The organism is Ruegeria sp. AK4 (genome assembly GCF_056541025.1).
Window position 1 is genome coordinate 386,898 of the sequence record NZ_JBQFXS010000003.1, and the last position, 21,327, is coordinate 408,224.

At 60.7% G+C, this 21,327-nt stretch carries 24 protein-coding genes and 1 tRNA gene; 17 read left to right on the plus strand and 8 right to left on the minus strand.

Going from position 1 to position 21,327, the window contains the following annotated elements:
• Positions 1–93: 93 nt before the first annotated feature.
• The 3 genes from ACR0EZ_RS08305 (at position 94) to ACR0EZ_RS08315 (ending at position 3,665) form a co-directional block, all read left to right on the plus strand.
• Positions 94–1,920 carry a BCCT family transporter gene (locus tag ACR0EZ_RS08305; protein ID WP_480612181.1) on the plus strand — a complete coding sequence of 609 codons (1,827 nt, stop codon included), beginning with the start codon at positions 94–96 and terminating at the stop codon, positions 1,918–1,920.
• A 537-nt stretch (positions 1,921–2,457) separates the two neighbouring features.
• Positions 2,458–3,273, plus strand: coding sequence for a DUF2189 domain-containing protein (locus ACR0EZ_RS08310; protein WP_480612182.1), 816 nt, complete (start codon positions 2,458–2,460; stop codon positions 3,271–3,273).
• Between the two features lie 134 nt (positions 3,274–3,407).
• Positions 3,408–3,665 (plus strand): hypothetical protein, encoded by a 258-nt coding sequence (locus tag ACR0EZ_RS08315; protein WP_480612183.1) that lies wholly within the window; start codon positions 3,408–3,410, stop codon positions 3,663–3,665.
• A gap of 199 nt (positions 3,666–3,864) precedes the next feature.
• Here the strand turns inward: ACR0EZ_RS08315 and ACR0EZ_RS08320 are convergent.
• Both ACR0EZ_RS08320 and ACR0EZ_RS08325 read right to left on the minus strand, forming a co-directional pair.
• Positions 3,865–3,940: transfer RNA gene (locus ACR0EZ_RS08320), tRNA-Ala, on the minus strand.
• Positions 3,941–4,081: 141 nt separating this feature from the next.
• The gene (locus ACR0EZ_RS08325) at positions 4,082–4,408 is read right to left on the minus strand and encodes a TIGR02300 family protein (protein WP_480612184.1); all 327 of its coding nucleotides are present in this window, start codon (positions 4,406–4,408) and stop codon (positions 4,082–4,084) included.
• 100 nt (positions 4,409–4,508) lie between these two features.
• Here ACR0EZ_RS08325 and ACR0EZ_RS08330 point away from each other — a divergent pair, with 100 nt between their 5' ends.
• The 3 genes from ACR0EZ_RS08330 to ACR0EZ_RS08340 all read left to right on the plus strand — a co-directional run bounded on the left by ACR0EZ_RS08330 (position 4,509) and on the right by ACR0EZ_RS08340 (position 7,125).
• Positions 4,509–5,204 carry a M48 family metallopeptidase gene (locus tag ACR0EZ_RS08330; protein ID WP_480612185.1) on the plus strand — a complete coding sequence of 232 codons (696 nt, stop codon included), beginning with the start codon at positions 4,509–4,511 and terminating at the stop codon, positions 5,202–5,204.
• Positions 5,205–5,234: 30 nt separating this feature from the next.
• A complete protein-coding gene (locus ACR0EZ_RS08335) occupies positions 5,235–5,882 on the plus strand; it encodes a GntR family transcriptional regulator (RefSeq protein ID WP_480612186.1) in 648 nt (215 codons plus the stop codon).
• 112 nt (positions 5,883–5,994) lie between these two features.
• A complete protein-coding gene (locus ACR0EZ_RS08340) occupies positions 5,995–7,125 on the plus strand; it encodes a lytic murein transglycosylase (protein ID WP_480612187.1) in 1,131 nt (376 codons plus the stop codon).
• Positions 7,126–7,129: 4 nt separating this feature from the next.
• On the opposite strand, the gene ACR0EZ_RS08345 is transcribed toward ACR0EZ_RS08340, so the two are convergent.
• Complete coding sequence (locus ACR0EZ_RS08345) at positions 7,130–8,092, minus strand: acetyl-CoA carboxylase carboxyltransferase subunit alpha (RefSeq protein ID WP_480612188.1); 963 nt, start codon at positions 8,090–8,092, stop codon at positions 7,130–7,132.
• 121 nt (positions 8,093–8,213) lie between these two features.
• Here ACR0EZ_RS08345 and ACR0EZ_RS08350 point away from each other — a divergent pair, with 121 nt between their 5' ends.
• Complete coding sequence (locus tag ACR0EZ_RS08350; protein ID WP_480612189.1) at positions 8,214–9,047, plus strand: AraC family transcriptional regulator; 834 nt, start codon at positions 8,214–8,216, stop codon at positions 9,045–9,047.
• A 1-nt stretch (position 9,048) separates the two neighbouring features.
• Here ACR0EZ_RS08350 and ACR0EZ_RS08355 read toward each other — a convergent pair whose 3' ends face one another.
• Complete coding sequence (locus tag ACR0EZ_RS08355; protein ID WP_480612190.1) at positions 9,049–9,645, minus strand: LysE family translocator; 597 nt, start codon at positions 9,643–9,645, stop codon at positions 9,049–9,051.
• 73 nt (positions 9,646–9,718) lie between these two features.
• Between ACR0EZ_RS08355 and ACR0EZ_RS08360 the strand changes: the two genes are divergently transcribed.
• Together ACR0EZ_RS08360 and ACR0EZ_RS08365 are read left to right on the plus strand one after the other, a co-directional pair.
• A complete protein-coding gene (locus ACR0EZ_RS08360) occupies positions 9,719–10,171 on the plus strand; it encodes an Lrp/AsnC family transcriptional regulator (protein ID WP_480612191.1) in 453 nt (150 codons plus the stop codon).
• A 116-nt stretch (positions 10,172–10,287) separates the two neighbouring features.
• Entirely contained in the window at positions 10,288–10,866 is a 579-nt protein-coding gene (locus ACR0EZ_RS08365) for a PA14 domain-containing protein (protein ID WP_480612192.1), read from the plus strand.
• Between the two features lie 33 nt (positions 10,867–10,899).
• On the opposite strand, the gene ACR0EZ_RS08370 is transcribed toward ACR0EZ_RS08365, so the two are convergent.
• Positions 10,900–11,859: an L-malyl-CoA/beta-methylmalyl-CoA lyase gene (locus ACR0EZ_RS08370; RefSeq protein WP_480612193.1), complete on the minus strand. Its 960-nt coding sequence runs from the start codon at positions 11,857–11,859 to the stop codon at positions 10,900–10,902.
• 295 nt (positions 11,860–12,154) lie between these two features.
• On the opposite strand from ACR0EZ_RS08370, the gene dgcN reads away from it, so the two are divergent.
• The 3 genes from dgcN to ACR0EZ_RS08385 all read left to right on the plus strand — a co-directional run bounded on the left by dgcN (position 12,155) and on the right by ACR0EZ_RS08385 (position 15,125).
• A complete protein-coding gene (gene dgcN / locus ACR0EZ_RS08375) occupies positions 12,155–13,156 on the plus strand; it encodes an N-acetyltransferase DgcN (protein ID WP_480612195.1) in 1,002 nt (333 codons plus the stop codon).
• Positions 13,157–13,222: 66 nt separating this feature from the next.
• Positions 13,223–14,188 carry an N-acetyl-D-Glu racemase DgcA gene (gene dgcA / locus ACR0EZ_RS08380; RefSeq protein ID WP_480612197.1) on the plus strand — a complete coding sequence of 322 codons (966 nt, stop codon included), beginning with the start codon at positions 13,223–13,225 and terminating at the stop codon, positions 14,186–14,188.
• Positions 14,189–14,264: 76 nt separating this feature from the next.
• Entirely contained in the window at positions 14,265–15,125 is an 861-nt protein-coding gene (locus ACR0EZ_RS08385; RefSeq protein ID WP_480612199.1) for a D-amino-acid transaminase, read from the plus strand.
• A 39-nt stretch (positions 15,126–15,164) separates the two neighbouring features.
• On the opposite strand, the gene ACR0EZ_RS08390 is transcribed toward ACR0EZ_RS08385, so the two are convergent.
• From ACR0EZ_RS08390 to ACR0EZ_RS08400, 3 genes are all read right to left on the minus strand, one after another.
• Positions 15,165–15,479 (minus strand): DUF1244 domain-containing protein, encoded by a 315-nt coding sequence (locus ACR0EZ_RS08390; protein WP_480612201.1) that lies wholly within the window; start codon positions 15,477–15,479, stop codon positions 15,165–15,167.
• Positions 15,480–15,565: 86 nt separating this feature from the next.
• Positions 15,566–15,805 carry a DUF6868 family protein gene (locus ACR0EZ_RS08395; protein WP_480612203.1) on the minus strand — a complete coding sequence of 80 codons (240 nt, stop codon included), beginning with the start codon at positions 15,803–15,805 and terminating at the stop codon, positions 15,566–15,568.
• 66 nt (positions 15,806–15,871) lie between these two features.
• Positions 15,872–16,609 carry an N-formylglutamate amidohydrolase gene (locus ACR0EZ_RS08400; RefSeq protein ID WP_480612204.1) on the minus strand — a complete coding sequence of 246 codons (738 nt, stop codon included), beginning with the start codon at positions 16,607–16,609 and terminating at the stop codon, positions 15,872–15,874.
• A gap of 116 nt (positions 16,610–16,725) precedes the next feature.
• On the opposite strand from ACR0EZ_RS08400, the gene pyk reads away from it, so the two are divergent.
• The 5 genes from pyk to rplT all read left to right on the plus strand — a co-directional run bounded on the left by pyk (position 16,726) and on the right by rplT (position 21,197).
• Positions 16,726–18,171, plus strand: a complete 1,446-nt coding sequence (pyk, locus tag ACR0EZ_RS08405; RefSeq protein WP_480612206.1) for a pyruvate kinase — start codon at positions 16,726–16,728, stop codon at positions 18,169–18,171.
• Between the two features lie 258 nt (positions 18,172–18,429).
• Positions 18,430–18,867, plus strand: coding sequence for a universal stress protein (locus ACR0EZ_RS08410; protein ID WP_480612208.1), 438 nt, complete (start codon positions 18,430–18,432; stop codon positions 18,865–18,867).
• Between the two features lie 14 nt (positions 18,868–18,881).
• On the plus strand, positions 18,882–20,435 hold the full coding sequence (locus tag ACR0EZ_RS08415; RefSeq protein ID WP_480612210.1) for an alanine/glycine:cation symporter family protein: 1,554 nt from the start codon (positions 18,882–18,884) through the stop codon (positions 20,433–20,435).
• Between the two features lie 181 nt (positions 20,436–20,616).
• Positions 20,617–20,817, plus strand: a complete 201-nt coding sequence (rpmI, locus tag ACR0EZ_RS08420) for a 50S ribosomal protein L35 (RefSeq protein ID WP_010443552.1) — start codon at positions 20,617–20,619, stop codon at positions 20,815–20,817.
• Between the two features lie 14 nt (positions 20,818–20,831).
• Positions 20,832–21,197 carry a 50S ribosomal protein L20 gene (gene rplT, locus ACR0EZ_RS08425; protein ID WP_170658380.1) on the plus strand — a complete coding sequence of 122 codons (366 nt, stop codon included), beginning with the start codon at positions 20,832–20,834 and terminating at the stop codon, positions 21,195–21,197.
• Positions 21,198–21,327 lie beyond the last annotated feature (130 nt).

A 21,327-nucleotide genomic window follows, 5' to 3' on the forward strand; every position in this document is an offset into this window, starting at 1 on the left:
AAATACAAAGAAAAGATAATAGCTGAATAGCGGGTGTCACCGCTGCATGGCAGCAGTTCAACACGCGCGGATCGACGACACGGGAGGAAGCTGATGTCGATAAAGGAACCGTTTACGGATTTGGAGATAAAGACCGCGGATAGCGGTTTTTATGAGAATAACAGCGTGCCGATTGCGCTGATCAGCAAAGGCATCATGGTTGCGCTGGTGCTTTGGGCCTTGGTGTTTCCGGCCAATGCCAACAGCACCCTTGGCAGCTGGAACTTCCAGCTTCTCGAAGTGTTCAACAGCTTCTACATCGTGATTGTCGGGCTGTTTTTCTTCTTTCTGGCGGCGGTCGCGCTGATCCCGGGCACGGGCAAGCGGATTATGGGAACGCCGGGGGAAAAGCCCGAGTTTTCGAATTTCTCGTGGTTCTCGATGATGTTCGGTGCCGGTCTGGGCGTGGGCCTGATGGTTTTTGCCACCGCCGAGCCGCTGGGCCTGTGGGGGTCGAACCCCGTGGTGGTTGCCGGTGACGTTGCAGCCAACGAACCCGAGGCGGTGCAGTCGGCCTATCGCTACACCTATCTGCATTACGGCTTCCACGCCTGGGCGATCTATGTGGTGACCGGTCTGTCGCTGGCCTATTACGCCTATACGCGGGGCATGCCGCTGACCATCCGCTCGGCGCTGACGCCGCTGTTCGGCAAGCTGATGAACGGGTTTCTAGGCCATGTGGTTGACGTTCTGGGCGTGGTTGCGACCATCCTGGGCGTCTCGGTGACCATCGGCTACGGCATCAGCCAGTTCATCGACGGTGTCTATGCGATCACCGGGGTCGAATGGATCATGGATCTGGGCGGCGATGTGCCTGCGCCTTCCAAGGTCGGCCTGATTGCCGGTCTGGTGGTGATCATGGGCCTGTCGATCATCTCGGCGGTGTCGGGTGTTGGCCGGGGCGTGAAGTACCTGTCGAACCTGAACCTGGTCCTGTCGATCATCCTGCTGGGCACGTTCGTTGTGTTCGGATCGTTCGTCTTTGCCATGACCACTTATGGCTCGGCGATGGTGGATTACATCCTGCACTACATTTCGCTGAGCTTCGTGTCCTACGGCCCGCTCTCGGCCGAAGCCTTTGCAGCGGCCCTGCCCGCCGAAGCGCAGGCCCATGCCGAGGCGCTGATGGGCGGTGCAACCAACGCCTGGGGCAGCTTCGACGGCTTCAAGGACGGTCTGGAAGGCGCAGTGGCCGAGCTGGACGAAGCCACGCTGGCCGCAGCCTATGCCGCCGGTGAGCAGGGGCGTCAGTTCGGCTGGCAGGCCGGCTGGACCACCTTCTACTGGGCCTGGTGGATCGCGTTCTCGCCCTTTGTGGGCCTGTTCCTGGCGCGCATCTCCAAGGGTCGCTCGGTACGCGAGTTCATCCTGGGCTGTGTCTTCGCACCGGCGCTGGTGTGCTTTGCCTGGATGACCGTTCTGGGCGGCACCGCGATCGACCTTGAACTGGCAGGCACAGCCGAAGGCGCGATCATCGGCGCATCGAACACCAACAAGCTGTTCGTCACGCTGTCCTACATGCTGGACGGTGGCCTGCTGTCGATGCTGAACGTGATGTGCGTGATCCTGATCATGACCTTCCTGGTCACCTCGGCGGATTCGGGCATTCTGGTGATGAACACCATCATGTCGGGCGGCAGCCAGGAGACGGGTATCAAGCACCGCATCATCTGGGGCCTGATCCTGACAGCTGTGATCGGCGCGCTGATCCTGGCGGCGGGTGAGAACAACCCGCTGGATGCGCTGCGCAATGCCATGATTATCGGCGCGCTGCCGTTCACCATGGTGATGGGGCTGATGTGTATCTCGCTGGCCAAGGCCCTTTTCCGGGACGGTTTGCGCGACAAACACGATGACCCCGCCGCACAGGCCGCTGAATAGGCCAGACCGGATAACCACAACAACAGACGCCGCCCCAATCCGGGGCGGCGATTTTTTTGACTGGTTGAAAGACGGTGTCCGAGTGAGGCGCCCGACTCCCGCCGCGCTTTGCGACGCCGTAGTTGGCAGGGCAGCTAGCCATCCAAGCGCGATATTGCATTCCGGGTTATCAAGGGCGGGGGGAGCGGTTGGGCCACTTTAAGGGCAACCAAACGCTCGCCCCCTATCCCGCCGAAAACCCCCTCGTTAAAAACGGACTAATAAACATATCGGCAGGACTAATTGCTGATAGAAACAGATCAGGGCATAACTATTGCGACAACGTGTCGGTTGTAGGATTTGTTCCGCCACAATGATTAAAGATTCAAGCGGCGGCGATGTCCGGGTAACGGGACGCGACCGCGGTTTTGAGCCATCCCGCCCCTTGTCCTAAAGCCCCGCCTGTTGCACAGTTTTTGCAAAGGAGGCGCGCCTGTTTCGCCGCCGGTCTGTTGGCCAACGGACCAGCGCGGTGCCATGCTTTGGGAGGAGTGTGCCATGACATCCGAAACCGCAGGGTCCACACCGCCGGACAATCTGAAACCGCAGCCGACTGTACCGCAGGTCAACAAAGTGACGGCGGATGATATCACCGCGTCGCTGAAAGCCGGGTTTTCCGACTTTCTGGCACGCCCCGCCATGAGCGGCTTCTTCGGCCTGTTCTACGCGGTTTTCGGCATCCTGCTGGTTTGGAGCCTCGTCTGGCTCGGCAAGATCTGGATGATCATCCCCGCCATTGTAGGCTTTCCGCTGGTCGCCCCTTTTGCCGCCGCCGGGCTTTACGAAATGTCCCGCCGATTGCAGAAGGGCGAGCGTTTCGGCTGGTCAGAAATCCTCACCGTCATGGCCAATCAGCGCAAACGCGAAATGGGCTGGATGGCCTTTGTCACCCTGTTCATTTTCTGGGTGTGGATCTACCAGGTCCGTCTTTGGCTGGCGATCATCCTGCAGAATGCCTCCTTCTCGGATTTTGACGGGTTCCTGCACACCGTATTCTTCACGCCGCAGGGATGGACCTTCCTTGCCATCGGCACCTGCGTCGGAGCATTCCTGTCGGCTGTCCTGTTTGCAGTCACCGTCATCGCCATGCCCATGCTGCTGGACCGGGAAACCAATTTCGTCTCCGCCATGCTGACGTCGCTTCGCGTTGTCGCGGAAAGCCCTGTGGTCATGCTTGGCTGGGCAGCAATCATTTCGGTCACCATGCTGCTGTCACTGGTTCCGGCGTTCCTGGGTCTGATCTTCACCCTGCCAATCCTCGGCCACACCACTTGGCACCTGTATCAGAGGGCCGTGCCTCGGGCAGAGGCGTGACCTAATCGGCCATCACCTTGGGCAGCGGCGGTTTGTTCGAAGCAATAAAACCTTGATAAATCGGGGCGTTCAGGCAAGCCTGACTAGAACCGACAGACAACATCTGGAGTGTCGGTCGATCAAGGGAGGCAGACATGTTTAAGGTAGGAATGAAGTTTCTGGTCAAATCTACCCCCACAAATAAACTCAATCGCTTAACCGCAAAGAAGGGTGCTTGGGTACGATTTGTCGATGCAAAAGCGGTCACTTTTTTCTTTGAGCAAAATGGAATGTCGGATTTAAAGGTGCCAAGGCCACTTATTGGTAATAACTTTGACGCCCAAAAAATGGCTCCTATAAATACTCAATATGCCGCGAGTAGGCACGCAAAAAAGCTCTATAAAACCGCCTGATGACCAGCGTCTTTTGAGGGGAATGAGTTTTCCAAGGATTTCCGCCCAAACGTGCGTTTCAGTTTAAAGCGTTGCCGCAAGCGCGATTAGCTGGCCAACGGAATTAGTATGCCGTGTCTGGACGGTGAGAGACAGGTCTGCAGCTTCTCTCGCCGTGCCGACGTTCTGATGCGCACTAACTTTTTGAGTTGCTGGGATTTGGTGGAGCCTAGGGGAGTCGAACCCCTGACCTCTTGCATGCCATGCAAGCGCTCTCCCAACTGAGCTAAGGCCCCACTAAGGTACCGCTGCTGCGGTGGACGGACGTTTATGAGACAGCGGGGGCGAGTGCAAGTCCAAAAATAGCTTTGAGGAAAAGAATCCGCACCGCGCGTCGGGAGGGGTGGTGAGGCGGGTCAGGCCGCCTCGGACCCGGATCAGTTTTCGTCTTCCGACGACATGTCGGTGATGTCGTCCAGCGACACATCATCGTTGCTGTCGTCGTCATCGTCCAGCAGATCATCGTCCAGTTCGACATCGACATTGTCGTCGTCATCCAGGACCAGATCCTCTTCCGATGCTTTTTCGCGCGCCTTGGCGGTTGCCGCATCTTCGGCGTCGGCGGCGATCATCCGGCTTTTGCCGGTCTCAAGCTCCACGATCTCGCCCGTATAGGGGCTGACGATCGGGTCCTTGTTCAGGTCGTAAAACCGCTTACCAGTGGTCGGGCAAACACGCTTTACGCCCCATTCTTCCTTGGGCATGTCAAATCCCCTTGATATCAGGTGAGTCGTCTAAAAGATTCAGTTCACGTGCCACAAGCGGCGGGGACTGTCAAAGCCTTTGCGCAGGGAAGGACGGGATATGGGAAAGCACGCCTTGCCGGGGACGCCGCCGGTGCCGCTGACGCTGCGCAAATCGGCGCGGGCGCGGCGCATCAGCCTGCGGATTTCCCAGTTGGACGGGCGGGTTACGCTGACCTATCCGCAAGGCGTTCCCGAGGCCGAGGCGCTGAGCTTTGCGCAGACCAAAGAGGGGTGGATTCGCCAGCACCTGCTGGACCGGCCCGATCCGGCCGTGGTTCAGTTCGGGCAGGTCATCCCAATCGAAGGGATCGAACGGCGAATCGTTCCGGCGGACGGGCGCAGGGTGCTGTTGCAGCCAGACGCGGTAGCGGTTCCTGCCGGGGCCGAGGCGCGCCGTCTGGCGCGGTTCCTGAAAGAGCTTGCCCGGGACCGGCTGACCGAAGCCTGCGACGATTATGCGGCGATGCTTGGCCGTCCCTATACCAGCCTGACACTGCGCGATACGCGATCCCGGTGGGGCTCGTGCGGGTCCCATGGCGGGCTGATGTTTTCATGGCGGCTGATCCTGGCGCCGTCTGACGTGCTGCACTACGTGGCCGCGCATGAGGTGGCGCATCTGGCCGAGATGAACCACTCTCCGGCGTTCTGGGCGCAGGTCGAGCGGCTGTATGGCCCGTACAAAGACCCGCGCCGCTGGTTGCGCGACAATGGTGCGGCGCTGCATCGCTACCGGTTTGAACCGTCTAAAAGTTGACCCTGCGGATTTTTGTGATCACATGGGGGGATGTTGACCACGCGCCCCTCAGATTCTCATACCGCCACCCATGACCGGGTATACCGCGCCCTGCGATCCCGGATCATGCACGGAGAAATCGCGCCGGGACAGGCGCTGACCCTGCGCGGGATCGGCAAGGAATTTGGCGTGTCGATGACTCCTGCGCGCGAAACCGTCCGCCGCCTGGCCGCCGAAGGCGCGTTGTCCCTGTCTACATCGGGGCGGGTCTCGACCCCCGAACTGACCAATGACCGGATCGAGGAACTGGCGGCCTTGCGCGCGTTGCTCGAGGTCGAACTGGCCAGCCGCGCCTTGCCGCGTGCGCATATCGCGCTGATCGACCGGTTGCAGAGCATCAATATGAACGTGGCCGAGATGGTGACGAAACGGGATGCGGTCGGCTATATCCGCACCAATCTCGAATTCCACCGCACGCTCTATCTGCGCGCGCAGGCCCCGGCGATGCTGGCCATGGCCGAAACCGTCTGGCTGCAGCTTGGTCCCACGATGCGGGCGCTTTATGGCCGCCTGCGCCGGACCGAACCGCCGCATTATCACAAGCTGATCATCGCCGCGCTGAAGGCCGGGGATGAGCCCGGATTGCGGCTTGCGGTGCGCTCGGACGTGACGCAGGGGCTGCGGATGCTGGTCAGCTAAGCGGCATATCGCCGACCGGTTGATTGAGCGCCTGTGGGCGGGTGAATTTCTGGCCTGCCAGCCCGGACTGCGATACGCTGAGGCAAATCACAAACAAGAGCAGATTTCAGTCATGATCAATCGACGGACCTTTTCTATCGGGCTTGGGTCGGCCTTGCTGGCCGCCTGTTCTGACGCCGGCACCGCCTCGCGCGCGCCTGCGTCGCGGATGCGGCCGGTTCCAAACGCAGGCTGGGACGCCTGGGTTGCCAGCTTCAAGGGCCGCGCTGCGTCTCAGGGGATTTCGCAGGCGACGCTGGACCGGGCGTTTCAGGGGGCGGGCTATTTGCCCGGCGTGATCGAGCGCGACCGCAATCAGGTCGAATTCAAACGCTCGCTCGAGGATTATCTGGCCATTGCCGCCTCGGACGAGCGGATCAGCACAGGCCAGCAGATGATGGTGCGCCATGCGGGGACCCTGTCGCAGATCGAAGCGAAATATGGGGTCGACAAAGAAGTTGTTGTCGCCGTCTGGGGGCTGGAAAGCCGATATGGCGCGCGGCGCGGCGATGTGCCGGTGATCTCGGCCACGTCAACGCTCGCTTACGACGGGCGGCGCGGGGCGTTCTTTGAAAAGCAACTGGTGGCGGCTCTGAAGATCATTCAGGAGGGCGACACATCCCCCGCCAACATGACCGGAAGCTGGGCGGGCGCGATGGGGCACACGCAGTTCATCCCGACCTCGTATCTGGCCTATGCGGTGGATTTCACCGGCGACGGGCGGCGCGATATCTGGTCCGAGGATCCGGCGGATTCGCTGGCCTCGACCGCCGCCTATCTGGCCCGCGCGGGCTGGGTGCGCGGGCAGCGCTGGGGTGGCGAGGTCGGTACGGTTTCCGGCACCCCGGTTGCAGTATTGCAGCGGCAAACGCCGGGGCCGCGCATCGCCGTGTTTCGCAATTTTCAGGTGATCAAGCGGTACAACAACTCGGACAGCTACGCGATTGGCGTGGGGCATCTGTCGGACCGGATCGCCGGGGGCGCGCCATTTCAGGCCTCGTTCGGGCCGGATGCGACCGGCCTCACGCTGGAGGATCGCAAAGAGCTACAGCGCCGCCTGACTTCGGCGGGTTATGACACGCAAGGTGCGGACGGGGTGATCGGCAACAACACCAAGTCGGCCATCAGTGCCTATCAGCAGGCCAACGGGCTGGCCGTCACTGGCGCGCCATCGGTGGCGTTGCTGCGGCGTCTGGGCGGTTGACGGGTTACGCTGCCAGCCCTTTCGAGCCGATATCCAGGAATTTCTGCCGGCGGTCCTTGATCAGGGCCGCCGCATCTTTGCCGTCCAGCTCTTTCAGCATGGCGGCAATGGCGGCGCGCACGGATTCGATCGTGCCCGGACGATCCCGATGGGCCCCGCCCTTGGGTTCGGTGATGATCCGGTCGCACACACCCAGCTTATAAAGGTCCTGCGCGGTCAGGCGCAGCGCCTCGGCCGCTTCGCGCATCTTCTCGGCATCCTTCCACAGGATCGAGGCGCAGCCTTCGGGCGAGATCACGGAATAGACCGAATGTTCCAGCATCGCCACGCGGTTCGCGGTGGCAAAGGCCACAGCCCCGCCCGAGCCGCCCTCGCCGATGATGACAGACACCAGCGGTACGCCGATCTTCAGACACATCTCGGTCGAGCGCGCGATGGCCTCGGACTGGCCGCGTTCCTCGGCCCCTTTGCCGGGATAAGCCCCTGCGGTGTCGATCAGGGTGACCACCGGCAGACCAAAGCGCCCCGCCATTTCCATCAGGCGGACGGCTTTGCGATAGCCTTCGGGCCGGGCCATGCCAAAGTTGCGCTCGATCCGCGATTTGGTGTCGCTGCCCTTTTCGTGGCCGATCACCATCACCGGCTGATCGTTGAACCGCGCAAGCCCGCCGATCACGGCCAGATCGTCGGCAAAGTTCCGGTCGCCCGCCAGAGGCGTGAACTCGGTGAACAGCGCCTCGACATAGTCGTTGCAATGGGGCCGTTCGGGGTGCCGTGCCACCTGACATTTCCGCCACGGCGTCAGATCGGCATAGAGTTCTTCCAGCAATTTGGCCGCCTTGGTGTCCAGTGCGGCGGCTTCTTCGGCCACGTCCATCTCTTCGTTGGCGCGGGCAAGGGCGCGCAGTTCCTCGGCCTTGCCTTCGATCTCGGCCAGTGGTTTTTCGAAATCCAAATACTGGGTCATGACGCCTCTCAACGCGGAAGTTCCCCGCTATATGAACTTGACGCCACCGGAATGCAACTCAGCAAGATTTGCGGAGACGGAATATGCGATCCCGGTTGGGCAAGGGAAAGGAAGGATGCCGATGGCAGCCAGCTATGAAGATCGTATTCTGCGCGTTCTGGAGTATATCCACGACCACCCCGCCGGGGATCTGTCGCTGGACGCGCTGGCCGATGTCGCCGCCATGTCGCGGTTTCACTGGCATCGCGTGTTCCGGGCGCTGACCGGCGAGACCTGCGCGCAGGCCGTGCGCCGGGTCAGGTTGCACCGGGCGGCCACATGGCTGTTGCGCACCAAAAAACCTGTTGCCGAGGTTGCGACCCTGGTGGGCTATCCGAACCTGAACTCTTTTGCGCGGGCCTTTACCGAGGCCTATGGCAGCAGCCCCGCCGCCTTTCGCAAGGCGGGGCAATTTCTGCCGGCCCAACCCAATTTCAAAACCGGAGAATACCCGATGCATCCCGTCACGACCCGAACAGAACCCGCCCGCCGCGTCATCGCCTTGCCCCACAAAGGCCCCTATGCCGAGATCGGCAAAAGCTTTGAGGCCTTCAGCGCCCTTTGTGAATCCCGCCAGCTTTGGCCGCAGGTCGGCCCGATGATCGGCCTCTACCTCGACAGTCCCGATGACGTGCCCGAGGATCAGCTTCGCAGCTTTGCGGGTGCTGAATTCAACGGCGATACCGTGCCAGAGGGTATGGAGCAGATGCAGATCCCCGGCGGCAGAACCGCTGTCCTGACCTACAAGGGGCCATATTCAGGTCTTGCAGCGGCCTATCACAGCCTGTTCGGCAACTGGTTGCCAGGGTCCGGTGAGGAGCCCGCCGATCAGCCCTGTTACGAAATCTACCTGAACGACCCGCGCAAGACCGCGCCCGAAGAGTTGCTGACGGAAATCTGCCTGCCTTTGAAGTAACTCAGTTCGGCCAGAGGACCGGGTAGAGCGAGGCGACCAGCAGCACCGCCATGGTCCAGTTGAACACCAGCAACCGGCGCGGGTTCGTCAGGACGCGCGCCATCTGCTGGCCCAGAACCGTCCAGGTGCTGACCGAGGGCAGGTTTATCGCGCCAAAGACCAGCGCGACGATCACGATCGCGTTCAGCGTCTGGCCAGGGGCGTAGGCGGTGGTGGCCGTCAGTGCCATGGCCCAGGCCTTTGGATTGACCCACTGGAAAGCCGCAGCCTGCAGGAAGGTCATCGGCACTCCGGTCGCGGCCTGCCCCTTGGCGGGCGCGGCATGGGCGATTTTCCACGCGAGATAGAGCAGGTAGAGGACGGACGCGATCTTGAGCGCCGTGTAGCTGACCGGATACCGGTCGAATACCTGCACCAGCCCCGCGCCCACGAGCAGGACCATAAAGGTAAATCCCAGACCGATCCCCAGCATATGCGGAATTGTACGGCGGAACCCGAAATTCGCGCCCGATGCCATGAGCATCAGGTTGTTCGGCCCCGGCGTGATCGAGGATACGAAGGCAAAAGCAATCAGGGCCAGCAGGATGTCGTAGGTCATGGCGCGCATAATTGCCGAAAAGACGGGAAATGAAATTGCGTTTTGGTGTGTTCTGACGCTAGGCTCACAACAAATGGCGAAAATTGATCGGATAAACCAACATATATTGCGCGAGATTTCCTCGGATGGCCGCATCAGCAATCTGGACCTGGCCGAGCGGGTGGGCCTGTCGCCCTCGGCCTGTCTGCGCCGGGTGCAGGAGCTGGAGCGCGCAGGCGTGATCGCGGGCTATCGCGCGGTGCTGAACCCGGCGGCGCTGGGGATCGGGTTCATTGCCTATATCGGTGTCGGGCTGGGCGAGCACACGAAAGCCGCCCAGGAAGGGTTCGAGCGCGCCGTGCACCGCGCGCCGGAAGTTGTCGAATGCCACAACATCACCGGCACCATCGAATACCTGCTGCGTGTCGAATGCGCCGATCTGCCCAGCTACAAGACCTTTCACACCGAGGTGCTGGGAACCTTGCCGCACGTGATCTCGATCACGACCTATGTGGTGATGGATTCGCCCAAGGATATGCGGGCGTGACCATGGAAAAGTGATGTTTAACCGTCTTGCAGGGTAATTTTCCACGTCTTAGTGTCATTCCGACGGCCTGCTCATAAGGGGAAAGTCCCAAAAGGGCCAAACTCAGGGAGAAGACCATGACATTCTTTCGGACCGGAGCCTTTGCCGCCGCCATGGCGTTGATCGCCGGGGCTGCCATGTCGGCACCGCTGAAACTGCAACCGGCGAACCCGCAGCCCAGCCCGCAGGCCGGGTTGAATGTGAAATACGCGTGGGAGGGTAATCCGCCGCGCAAAATCCAGAACCTAACCAAGGTCAAGCAGATGGGCAAGAAGATGAAGCCCGGACAGCCGCTGCGTGGCCTGGATTATCGGGACACGAACGAGGGTGATCCGGTTCTGACCTTCAACAAGGCGTTCAACGTCGCGGCCGAGATCACCGGCTATATCCGCTTTGACTCACCCGGCATCTATGAGCTTGAAACATGGTCCAATGACGGCATAGATGCCTGGGTTGGCGGGCAGCAGATTGGCTATTTCAATGGCCGTCAGGTCTGTGAGGCCAATCAACGGACCGAGGTCGAAGTGCCCAGCGCCGGATGGTATCCGCTGAAGATCAGCTATTTCCAGAAATACGGAACGTCCTGCCTGATGATGAAATGGGGCAAGCAGGGCGAGCGCTTTACCTGGACGCCCAACAACGTCTTCGGTCGGTAACAAAAAGGCGCCCCAAGGGGCGCCTTTCCCGGTCTAGCCGTTTGCAATCAGTTCGGCCTGCGCCACGATGACCTCAGCCTGTTTGATCGAGGCGATATCGACCAGACGTCCCTTGTAAACGGTCGCGCCTTCGCCGTTGGCCTTGGCCTGCTCCATCGCCGCCAGAATCTCGCGCGCTTCCCCAACCGCTTCGTCCGAAGGGGTGAACACTTGATTGGCCAGCGCGATCTGCTTGGGGTGGATGGCCCATTTGCCGACCATGCCCAAAGTGGCAGAACGCTTGGCTTGCGCGATATAGCCTTCATCGTCCGAGAAATCGCCGAACGGGCCGTCCACCGGCAGCACGCCATGGGTGCGGCAGGCGGCAACAATGGCGGCCTGCGCCCAGTGCCACGGGTCGGACCAGTGTTTCTCGCCCTCGCGCAGCATGTAATAGTTTTCCTGCGTGCCACCGATGCCGGTCGTCTGCATGCCCATCGAGGCGGCGAAATCGGCGGCCCCCAGGCTCATCGCCTGCATGCGGGGCGACGCGGCGGCGATTTCCTCGACATGGGCGATGCCGGCGGCGGATTCGATGATGACCTCAAAGCTGATGGATTTGGTGCGGCCCTTGGCACGCTCGATCGCGGTGACCAGCGCGTCCACCGCATAAACATCCGCTGCGCAGCCTACCTTGGGGATCATGATCTGATCCAGCCGGTCGCCGGCCTGTTCCAGCAGGTCAACCACGTCGCGATACCAATAGGGCGTGTCCAGCCCGTTGATCCGCACCGACATGTATTTGCTGCCCCAGTCGACGGTGTTCAGCGCCTCGATCACATTGGCGCGGGCGATGTCCTTGTCGGACGGCGCCACCGAGTCTTCGAGGTCAAGGTTGATCACATCCGCAGCGGACGCGGCCATTTTCGGGAACAGTTTGGTATTAGAGCCGGGGCCAAACAACTGACAGCGATTGGGGCGCGCGGGGGCGGCGGGTTGGATGCGAAAGCTCATTTGGACCTCGTGCAAGAAAGGAAATTGCGATTTTCTTGCCTTATGGGGTATTAAATTGCGTACGCCTGCGCAAGCGCCTTTGTGCAGGCGCAGCAATGCATTCGCAGCAATTGCCGTTTGGGGGTGTAATTCCGGTGATTAAAGATTAATCGCTTTGAAAACTTGCACGAAAGTTGCGTCCAAGTCGTCACGGACGCAAAATTTTCCCGCAGCAATAAGGTTCGCCGGGTGAAAAAGCGAAACACTCGTCGGGCTTGTTCCTTAGCCTGCGCCAGAATCAAAGGAGTGTAGCGCGATGATCGAAACACCGTATCTGTTGTTTTTGGGCGATGCGCCCGACCATTTGGCGGCCAAGGTGGCAATTGGAATCCGGGACTGGCGTCCTGAAAATGCTGTCGGCCAGTTGCGGATGGACGGGTGCAAGGCCGATTTGGGCCTGACGGACATGACACTGGCCGAGGCGAAGGAAGCCGGGGCCAAAACTCTGGTCATCGGGGTGGCAAACCGGGGCGGCGTCATCAGCCAAGCCTGGAAAGAGATTCTGATTGCCGCTTTGGAAATGGGCTATGATCTGGCGTCCGGCCTGCACAATCTGCTGCGGGACGAAGGCGATTTGGTGGCCGCAGCGCAAACCCACGGCTGTACGCTGCACGACGTTCGCGTCCCGACGGTGGGCTATCCCATCGCCAATGGCCGCAAGCGCAGCGGCAAACGCTGCCTGGCGATCGGAACCGATTGCTCGGCCGGCAAGATGTATACCGCAATGGCGATGGACGCCGAAATGCGCAAGCGCGGTATGAACTCGACCTTCCGCGCCACCGGCCAGACGGGTATTCTGATCACCGGACAAGGCGTGCCGCTGGATGCGGTCATTGCGGATTTCATGGCAGGTGCGGTCGAGTATCTGACGCCCGAAAATGACGACGATCACTGGGATCACATCGAAGGTCAGGGCTCGCTGTTCCATGTCTCGTTTTCCGGGGTGACCATGGCATTGATCCATGGCGGCCAGCCGGACGCGCTGATCCTGTGCCACGAGCCGACCCGCACCCATATGCGCGGCCTGCCGGAGTTTTCGCTGCCGACGCTGGAACAGCTGCGTGATACGGCACTGCCGCTGGCACGGGTGGCAAACCCCGATTGCCAGGTGGCCGGTGTATCGATCAATACGCAGCATCTGAGCGAAGACGAGGCGCGCGCCTACATCGCCAAGGTCGAGGTCGAGATGGGCCTGCCTGCCACCGATCCCTACCGCTTTGGTACGGGCAAACTGGTGGACGCGCTGGCCGCTCTGTGATCAAAGAAACCCGCCGGAGGGTCGCCTCCGGCGGGAGTATTTTTGAAAAGATGAAGGATCAGGCGCGTGCAGATTGATGTTTCCCGGGATGTATTCCGGCTGGCTCAGGTCTTTACGATCTCGCGCGGGTCGCGGACCGAGGCCAAGGTGCTGACCGTGCGCCTGTCCGATGGCGCGCATCAGGGCTGGGGCGAATGTGTTCCTTACGCCCGTTACAACGAGACGCTGGAGTCGGTCGAGGCGGAAATTGCCGGTCTTCCCGGTGATGTCACACGCGACCGGCTGCTGGACCTGCTGCCCGCCGGGGCGGCGCGCAATGCCGTGGATTGTGCGCTGTGGGATCTTGAGGCGAAACGCGCAGGTAAGCGCGCGTGGGACCTGGCCGGGTTGCCCAAGCCGGGGCCCGAGATCACAGCCTATACCCTGTCGCTGGATACGCCCGAGGCGATGCAGGCGCAGGCCGCGCAGAACGCGCATCGCCCGCTGCTGAAAATCAAGCTGGGCACGCCGGACGATATGCCCCGTCTGGAAGCCGTACGCGCCGGTGCGCCGAATTCCCGAATCATCGTGGACGCGAACGAAGGCTGGTCGGCCGAGGTTTATGCCGACCTCGCGCCGCATCTTGTGCGGCTGGGCGTTGCTTTGGTTGAGCAGCCCTTGCCCGCCGGTGAGGACGACGCCCTGATCGGCATGGACCGCCCGGTTCCCGTCTGCGCCGACGAATCCTGCCATGATCGCGCCAGCCTGCCTGCGCTGAAGGGCAAGTACGACGTGGTCAACATCAAGCTGGACAAAACCGGTGGTTTGACCGAGGCGCTGGAGCTGCGCAAGGCGGCGCTGGCCGAAGGCTACAAAGTCATGGTCGGCTGCATGGTCGGTAGTTCCCTTGCGATGGCGCCTGCGACCATACTGGCGCAGGGCGCGATGGTGACGGACCTTGACGGCCCGCTTCTCTTGGCTGAAGACCGGGACAACCCGCTGATATTTGATGACGCCGGAGTGCATCCGCCCAGTGCGGCACTCTGGGGGTGACGAACGCCCGGAAAACGATCGGTTGGGTCGTATTCCGTGAGGAACGGGCGAAGCCCGGAGACAAAAAGGACATGACATGACCCGCACCGTGTATGTGAACGGCGAATACCTGCCCGAAACCGAAGCCAAGGTTTCGATCTTCGACCGCGGCTTCCTGATGGCGGATGCCGTTTACGAGGTGACCAGCGTTCTGGGTGGCAAGCTGATCGATTTCGAAGGCCACGCCGTGCGTCTTAAACGGTCGCTGGACGAGTTGCAGATGGCCGAGCCCTGCAGCAAGGACGAACTGCTGGAGATTCACCGCAAGCTGGTCGAACTGAATGGTATCGACGAAGGGCTGGTCTATCTTCAGGTCACCCGGGGCAGCGACGGGGATCGGGATTTCGTATTCCCGGCAGCGGATACCCGGCCCACCCTCGTGCTGTTTACCCAGAACAAGCCCGGCCTTGCAGACAGCCCGGCGTCGAAGAAGGGCGCAAAGGTCATTTCGATCGACGACATCCGCTGGGGTCGCCGCGACATCAAGACAACGCAACTGCTGTACCCCTCGCTCGGCAAGATGATGGCCAAGGCCGCAGGCTGTGATGACGCCTGGATGATCGAGGATGGCTATGTGACCGAAGGCACGTCCAACAACGCCTATTTCGTCAAGGACGGCAAGATCGTCACCCGTCCGCTGTCGACCGACATCCTTCACGGGATCACCCGCAAGGCGGTTCTGCGCATGGCCGCCGAGGCGCAGATGGAGGTCGAGGAACGCCTGTTCACCATCGACGAGGCGAAAGACGCCGACGAAGCGTTCACCACCTCGGCCAGCGCATTCGTGATGCCGGTTGTCGAGATTGACGGTGTGCAACTGGGCGATGGCACGCCCGGTCGTATCGCCAAACGCCTGCGCGAGATTTATCTGGAAGAAAGCCGCAAGGCCGCGATCTAAGGACAAAGCCCGCCGCATTGGCGGGCTTTTTCCTCGGGGTCAGTCTTTCTTGCCCACATTCTGTTCGAATGCGACTTCGAAGGCGGCTTGTTTTTCGGGGCTGGCTTCGGTCTGGTAGTTGGCTTTCCACTCATCCATGGTCATGCCGTAGAAAATCTGACGGGCTTCGTCCTTGCCCATTTCGATGCCCTTTTCATTGGCCGCTTCCTGATACCAGCGGGACAGGCAGTTGCGGCAGAACCCGGCCAGATTCATCATGTCGATGTTCTGAACGTCGGTCCGGTCCTGCATCAGGTGCTTTTGCAACCGGCGAAACGCGGCGGCCTGAAGTTCGATTTCGGTTTGCTTGTCCATGGGTGGGCTCCGGCTGAAAGGCGATGTTACGCGACAGAGTTAAGCCTCTTGCCGCCGCGTTGCAATGTGGGGGCAGCTGCGCAGGGTCAGGTCAGTTTCAGCGCCAGCCAGGGCACCACGCAAAACACGATCGTCAACAGCTTGTACTTGGCCAGATACCGGAAATAGGCCTGTTTCAGGTTCGGGCGGCCCATGTGAAACAGCCTGCTGTGAAAATCCGCGATCCGGTCCTGCAGGGTAACGATCATCACCGTTGAAAACAGCAACAGCCCGATATTGATGACGGACATCCAGCCAAAGAAAGTTGTCAGTGTTTCCTGTGACATAAGCACATCCTTTCCCTTGTAACATGGGGTCTGGCGGGGCCGCTCACAAGAGGATCGCGGTTGCGATCACAGACCGCTCTGGCCCAGAGCATCTTCAAGGATTACGGCCAACCTTTCCGCCCATTTACGCTGACCGGTGTGATCGGCAATCAGGTCGTTGCGCACCTCGATCAGCGCGTTCGGGCGTCCGTGGGTGGTGCAGTGTTTGTCGATTGCATCGCCGGGCAGCACGCCGGTATAGGGTTCGTTGACGCCGACACACAGGTCCCCTTCGGCGTTCAGCCGGTCGATCAGCGGGCGCGAAAACCGTTCGTCCGGCGTGTGCAACACCCCGATATGCCAGGGGCGCGGGGCGCGGCCCCGCAATTGGCGGGTAAAAGAGTGCATCGAGACGATCACTGCATGGGGCAGGGCGGCCAAACGTCCCAATGCGTCGTGATAGGGGCGGTAGCACATGTTCAGCCGCCGTTCCCGCTCGGCCGCGTCCGCATGCCGGTTGCCGGGAATGATCGAGCCGTCATAAAGCTTCATCAGCAGGGTCGGATCGTCCTCACCCCGGTTGGGATCGATCACGAGGCGCGAGAAATTGGCGGCGATCACCGGCACGTTCAGAATCTCGCCCAGATGCTTGGACACTTCATAGGCACCGACATCATAGGCGATGTGCCGCTCCATATCCTCGCGCGGCAAGCCAAGGTCGCCGCCATTGACCTGAGGCGGGACCGTGTTGGTTGCGTGGTCGCATGTAATCAGCCAGCGGGACGGGCGATCCTCGCCGTGAACAAAAAACGGGGTGTACGTCATAAGCCTGTCATCAAGTTTGCCGCAGGTGTAGGACAGTTGCTTCGGAAAGGGAATTGCGCAATAAGCACCCAAGCACTGTTTGCGGTAACATCGAGCCATTGAGGAGAGCAAGACCAATGCGACGCCTGAGAAATGTGAAAATCGTGGCGACGCTGGGACCGGCGTCCAATGACTATGACACCATTCGTGCGCTGCACGAGGCCGGGGCAGACGTTTTTCGCCTGAACATGAGCCACGGCAGCCACGACGAGATTCGCGAACGTCACCGTATTATCCGTCAGGTCGAGAAAGACCTGGACAGCCCGATTGCCATTCTGGCGGACCTGCAAGGCCCCAAGCTGCGCGTGGGCGTGTTCACCAACGACGCCGAGGAACTGGAAGAAGGCGCGGCGTTCCGTCTGGATCTGGACCCGGAACCCGGCGATCTGACGCGGGTCTGTCTGCCGCATCCCGAAATTTTTGCAGCGCTCGAACCCGGTGCCCGGTTGCTTGTCAACGACGGAAAGATCCGCCTGATCGTCAAGGAGTGCGGTCAGGATTACGCCAATTGCACGGTTGAAATCGGCGGTACGATCTCGAACCGCAAGGGGGTGAATGTGCCCGATGTGGTGCTGCCGCTCGCGGCGCTGTCGGCCAAGGATCGCGACGATCTGGAATTTGTCTGCCAGTTGGGCGTGGACTGGCTGGCGCTCAGCTTCGTTCAGCGCGCCAAGGATGTGTTTGAGGCGCGCGCGCTGGCCGATGGCCGCGCCTCGATCCTGTCGAAGATCGAAAAACCCGCGGCGGTTGAGGCGTTTGACGACATCCTTGATGCCTCGGACGGAATCATGGTCGCGCGAGGGGATCTGGGCGTTGAATTGCCGGTTTCCGCCGTGCCGCCGATCCAGAAACGTCTGGTGCGCAAATGCCGTGGCGCGGCGAAGCCGGTGATCGTGGCGACCCAGATGCTGGAAAGCATGATCGAAAGCCCGATGCCCACGCGGGCCGAAGTGTCAGACGTGGCAACAGCGATTTACGAAGGCACCGATGCGATCATGCTGAGCGCGGAATCCGCCGCCGGGTCCTACCCGATTGAGGCGGTTCAGACCATGAACAAGGTCGCCATCGAGGTCGAGGCCGACCCGACCTATACCCAGATCATCACCGCCTCGCGCACCGCCAAGGGCACCTCGGTTGCCGACGGCATCGTTGCCGCCGCGCGTGAGATCGCCGAGAAGACGGATATCAAGGCCATCTGCTGCTTTACCCAAAGCGGCACCACCGCCCTGCTGACCGCCCGCGAACGCCCCGGCGTGCCGATTATCGCCATGACACCGGCCACGGGCACCGCGCGCCGCCTGTGCCTGAGCTGGGGCTGCCATTGCGTCCTGACGCCCGAGTTGGAGCGCTTCAAAGGTGCCGTGGTCAGCGCCGCCCGCGCGGCCCGCGCTGGTGGGTTTGCATCCGAGACCGATCAGATCGTCGTCACTGCGGGTGTGCCGTTTAACGTGCCGGGCACGACCAACATTCTGCGCGTCGCGCCTTGTGACGAACGCCTGATCTACAGCACCGACCCCGAGTAACCCTCGCGGCTCAACAGGTGAAGAAACTGCCAGCACCCTTCCCGATAAGGGTGCTGGATTTTGTTTTCCCGGCCCGATAACCCCTTAATTTTCAGAGAAATTTGACCGCAACGCACGAATTTGCCAGAATAAGTTTCATTTCTAGGTGGAAATGCCTAATAAATGACCTAAGGGCAGTCACACTACATATGTTCCAAGTTCCGGCTGCTCTGCCGGGGGCACGGGCCCCGGATAAATCAACAATAACGGAGGAACGAGATGACAACAAAGATTGTCATAGGACTGGACGGAACAGAAACCGGAGAGCGCGCGATTGCATTTGCCAAAGACATGGCAGAGCGCATCGGCACCTGCGAGCTTTTGGTTGTGTACGTTATCGAATGGTCCCCTTTCACTTTCCAGACACCGGAAGAAAACGCCCTGCGCCACAAACGGCGCGAGGAAGAGATCGAACTGGCGACAACTCGGGTCATCACACCCGCGGTTGAAGCGCTGAAAGCAGCCGGGTTCGAGGCGCACGGCATCGTGCAGCACGGTGACGTTGCCGAAACGCTGAACGCCATCACCGTTGAACATGGCGGGTCGCAGATCGTTGTCGGCCGTGCCTCGGCAGACGGGTTCAAGAAACGCCTGTTTGGCAGTTCGACGCAGAATCTGGTGATGCACGCCGACGTTCCGGTCACGGTCGTAAATTGAGGGGAGGCATAGATATGAATAGGTTTAAACAACTGGGCCTTCCCGCCGTCATGGCGGCGATGATGGCCAGCGCCGCCTCGGCGCAGGAGGCTCCGGGCCTGGACGAAAAGATCAATCAGGCCTTTGCCGATTTCACCGGGCCTTTCGTCAGCTTCATCTTCGCGCCGTTCCCGGGAACCGGTTTCCCGTGGATTGTGGGCTGGCTGGTGATCGCGGCGACGGTGTTTTCGCTGTATTTCGCCTTTGTGCAGTTCCGTTTCTTCGGGCATTCGATCAGCCTTGTGAAAGGCGACTACTCCGATCCGAATGACGCGGGTGAGGTCAGCCACTTTCAGGCTCTGGCAACGGCGCTTTCGGGCACCGTGGGCCTTGGTAACATCGCAGGTGTGGCGGTGGCCGTTGGCATTGGCGGGCCGGGCGCGACCTTCTGGATGATCGTCGCGGGCCTGCTGGGCATGGCTTCGAAATTCACCGAATGTACGCTGGGCGTGAAATACCGCAATGAATACGAAGACGGCACCGTTTCCGGTGGCCCGATGTATTACATGTCCAAAGGGTTCAACGAATTGGGCCTGCCGGGCGGTAAGATTCTGGCTGTCCTGTTCTCGGTCTTCTGTATCCTTGGTGCGCTGGGCGGGGGCAACATGTTCCAGGCCAACCAGGCGCACCAGCAGATCGCAGGCATTACCGGGGACTATCCGGGCTGGATAACCGGCCTTGTCTTTGCCGGTATCGTCTTTGCGGTCATCGTCGGCGGCCTGAAATCCATCGCGCGTGTGACCGAGAAAGTCGTGCCGTTCATGGGTGTCATGTATGTGGCTGCGGCGTTGGTTATCATCATCATGCACGCAGACCAGATCGGTTGGGCCTTTGGCCAGATCTTCGCCGGTGCCTTTACCGGGCTTGGCGTTGCGGGCGGCATGGTCGGCGCGCTGATCCAAGGCTTCCGCCGTGCGGCGTTTTCGAACGAAGCGGGCGTTGGTTCTGCGGCGATTGCACACTCGGCGGTGCGGACCAAGGAACCGATCACCGAGGGCTTCGTGTCTCTGCTTGAACCGTTCATCGATACGGTCGTAATCTGTACCATGACTGCGCTGGTGATCATCATCACCCAGCAACTGATCATCGATCCGGAAACCGGCAAATACATGCTGAACGAAGCGGGTGACGCGATCGCAACCGTCGATGGCAACTCGGGCGTCAGCCTGACTTCGGCGGCCTTTGCAAGCGCCTTTGGCTGGTTCCCATACGTTCTGGCCATTGCGGTGGTTCTGTTCGCCTTCTCGACCATGATCAGCTGGTCCTATTACGGCCTCAAGGCCTGGACCTACTTGTTCGGCGAGGGCCACACCAAGGAACTGGTGTTCAAGGTCATCTTCTGCATCTTCGTTGTCATCGGGGCGGCGGCCAACCTTGGCCCGGTCATCGACTTCTCGGATGCGGCGATCTTTGCGATGGCGGTTGTGAACGTCTTTGCGCTCTACTTCCTGATGAAAGTGGTGCGGCAAGAACTGGCCTCCTACGCTGAACGGCTCAAGAGCGGCGAAATCCGCAAATTCGAGCACTGAATCACCAGACCGGGGCGGCTTGGTTCGCCCCGGTCCCTGACCGGATCACGAATTGCGCAGAATCTGGGCCAAACCCCCTTGCCAGTATGACCAAACTTGCGTAAACGGCGCATCTGTCGCGTGACCGGCCGAGATGGCATGCCGAGTCGCGTTTTGTACCGAACCCTGAAAGGAGACGGAAATGCCTAAGATGAAGACCAAGTCGAGCGCCAAGAAGCGCTTCAAGGTGACTGCGACCGGTAAGGTCCTTGCTGGCCAGGCCGGCAAACGGCACGGCATGATCAAGCGGACCAAGAAGTTCATCCGCGACGCCCGTGGCAACACCACCCTGTCCGCCCCCGACGCCAAGATCGTCAAGGGCTACATGCCCTACGACCGCTAAGAGGAGATACCGATATGTCCCGCGTTAAAGGTGGAACCGTAACTCACGCCCGTCACAAGAAGATCATCAAGGCCGCAAAAGGCTATTATGGTCGTCGCAAGAGCAACTTCAAAGTTGCCACCCAGGCCGTCGACAAGGCCAACCAGTACGCAACCCGCGACCGCAAGAACCGCAAGCGCAACTTCCGCGCGCTGTGGATCCAGCGCATCAACGCGGCTGTGCGCAGCCATGACGAGGCTCTGACCTATTCCCGCTTCATCAACGGCCTGAACCTGGCCGGTATCGAAGTGGACCGCAAAGTTCTGGCCGACCTGGCCGTGCACGAACCGGAAGCGTTCGGCGCGATCGTCGCCAAAGCTCAGGCTGCTCTGACTGCCTGATCCTCTGATACAGAGACAGTGAATGAAGGGCCGTCCCGTTGGGGGCGGCCTTTTTTGTTCTTTATTTGGAAACAGTTGACGGCGCTCTGTGCGGAAACCTCGGGTAAGGGAAACCCGTCTGTTCAGAACA

What these genes read in the sequence shown, in the direction of transcription:
- ACR0EZ_RS08390 (WP_480612201.1), bottom strand. Translation starts at nt 15,479, where the DNA reads ATGGACAAGCAAACCGAAATCGAACTTCAGGCCGCCGCGTTTCGCCGG.
- ACR0EZ_RS08365 (WP_480612192.1), top strand. Translation starts at nt 10,288, where the DNA reads ATGACATTCTTTCGGACCGGAGCCTTTGCCGCCGCCATGGCGTTGATC.
- ACR0EZ_RS08395 (WP_480612203.1), bottom strand. Translation starts at nt 15,805, where the DNA reads ATGTCACAGGAAACACTGACAACTTTCTTTGGCTGGATGTCCGTCATC.
- ACR0EZ_RS08310 (WP_480612182.1), top strand. Translation starts at nt 2,458, where the DNA reads ATGACATCCGAAACCGCAGGGTCCACACCGCCGGACAATCTGAAACCG.
- rpmI (WP_010443552.1), top strand. Translation starts at nt 20,617, where the DNA reads ATGCCTAAGATGAAGACCAAGTCGAGCGCCAAGAAGCGCTTCAAGGTG.
- ACR0EZ_RS08415 (WP_480612210.1), top strand. Translation starts at nt 18,882, where the DNA reads ATGAATAGGTTTAAACAACTGGGCCTTCCCGCCGTCATGGCGGCGATG.
- rplT (WP_170658380.1), top strand. Translation starts at nt 20,832, where the DNA reads ATGTCCCGCGTTAAAGGTGGAACCGTAACTCACGCCCGTCACAAGAAG.
- ACR0EZ_RS08355 (WP_480612190.1), bottom strand. Translation starts at nt 9,645, where the DNA reads ATGACCTACGACATCCTGCTGGCCCTGATTGCTTTTGCCTTCGTATCC.
- dgcN (WP_480612195.1), top strand. Translation starts at nt 12,155, where the DNA reads ATGATCGAAACACCGTATCTGTTGTTTTTGGGCGATGCGCCCGACCAT.
- ACR0EZ_RS08410 (WP_480612208.1), top strand. Translation starts at nt 18,430, where the DNA reads ATGACAACAAAGATTGTCATAGGACTGGACGGAACAGAAACCGGAGAG.
- ACR0EZ_RS08340 (WP_480612187.1), top strand. Translation starts at nt 5,995, where the DNA reads ATGATCAATCGACGGACCTTTTCTATCGGGCTTGGGTCGGCCTTGCTG.
- ACR0EZ_RS08335 (WP_480612186.1), top strand. Translation starts at nt 5,235, where the DNA reads ATGTTGACCACGCGCCCCTCAGATTCTCATACCGCCACCCATGACCGG.
- ACR0EZ_RS08315 (WP_480612183.1), top strand. Translation starts at nt 3,408, where the DNA reads ATGTTTAAGGTAGGAATGAAGTTTCTGGTCAAATCTACCCCCACAAAT.
- ACR0EZ_RS08385 (WP_480612199.1), top strand. Translation starts at nt 14,265, where the DNA reads ATGACCCGCACCGTGTATGTGAACGGCGAATACCTGCCCGAAACCGAA.
- ACR0EZ_RS08350 (WP_480612189.1), top strand. Translation starts at nt 8,214, where the DNA reads ATGGCAGCCAGCTATGAAGATCGTATTCTGCGCGTTCTGGAGTATATC.
- ACR0EZ_RS08360 (WP_480612191.1), top strand. Translation starts at nt 9,719, where the DNA reads ATGGCGAAAATTGATCGGATAAACCAACATATATTGCGCGAGATTTCC.
- ACR0EZ_RS08400 (WP_480612204.1), bottom strand. Translation starts at nt 16,609, where the DNA reads ATGACGTACACCCCGTTTTTTGTTCACGGCGAGGATCGCCCGTCCCGC.
- ACR0EZ_RS08325 (WP_480612184.1), bottom strand. Translation starts at nt 4,408, where the DNA reads ATGCCCAAGGAAGAATGGGGCGTAAAGCGTGTTTGCCCGACCACTGGT.
- ACR0EZ_RS08345 (WP_480612188.1), bottom strand. Translation starts at nt 8,092, where the DNA reads ATGACCCAGTATTTGGATTTCGAAAAACCACTGGCCGAGATCGAAGGC.
- pyk (WP_480612206.1), top strand. Translation starts at nt 16,726, where the DNA reads ATGCGACGCCTGAGAAATGTGAAAATCGTGGCGACGCTGGGACCGGCG.
- ACR0EZ_RS08370 (WP_480612193.1), bottom strand. Translation starts at nt 11,859, where the DNA reads ATGAGCTTTCGCATCCAACCCGCCGCCCCCGCGCGCCCCAATCGCTGT.
- ACR0EZ_RS08305 (WP_480612181.1), top strand. Translation starts at nt 94, where the DNA reads ATGTCGATAAAGGAACCGTTTACGGATTTGGAGATAAAGACCGCGGAT.
- ACR0EZ_RS08330 (WP_480612185.1), top strand. Translation starts at nt 4,509, where the DNA reads ATGGGAAAGCACGCCTTGCCGGGGACGCCGCCGGTGCCGCTGACGCTG.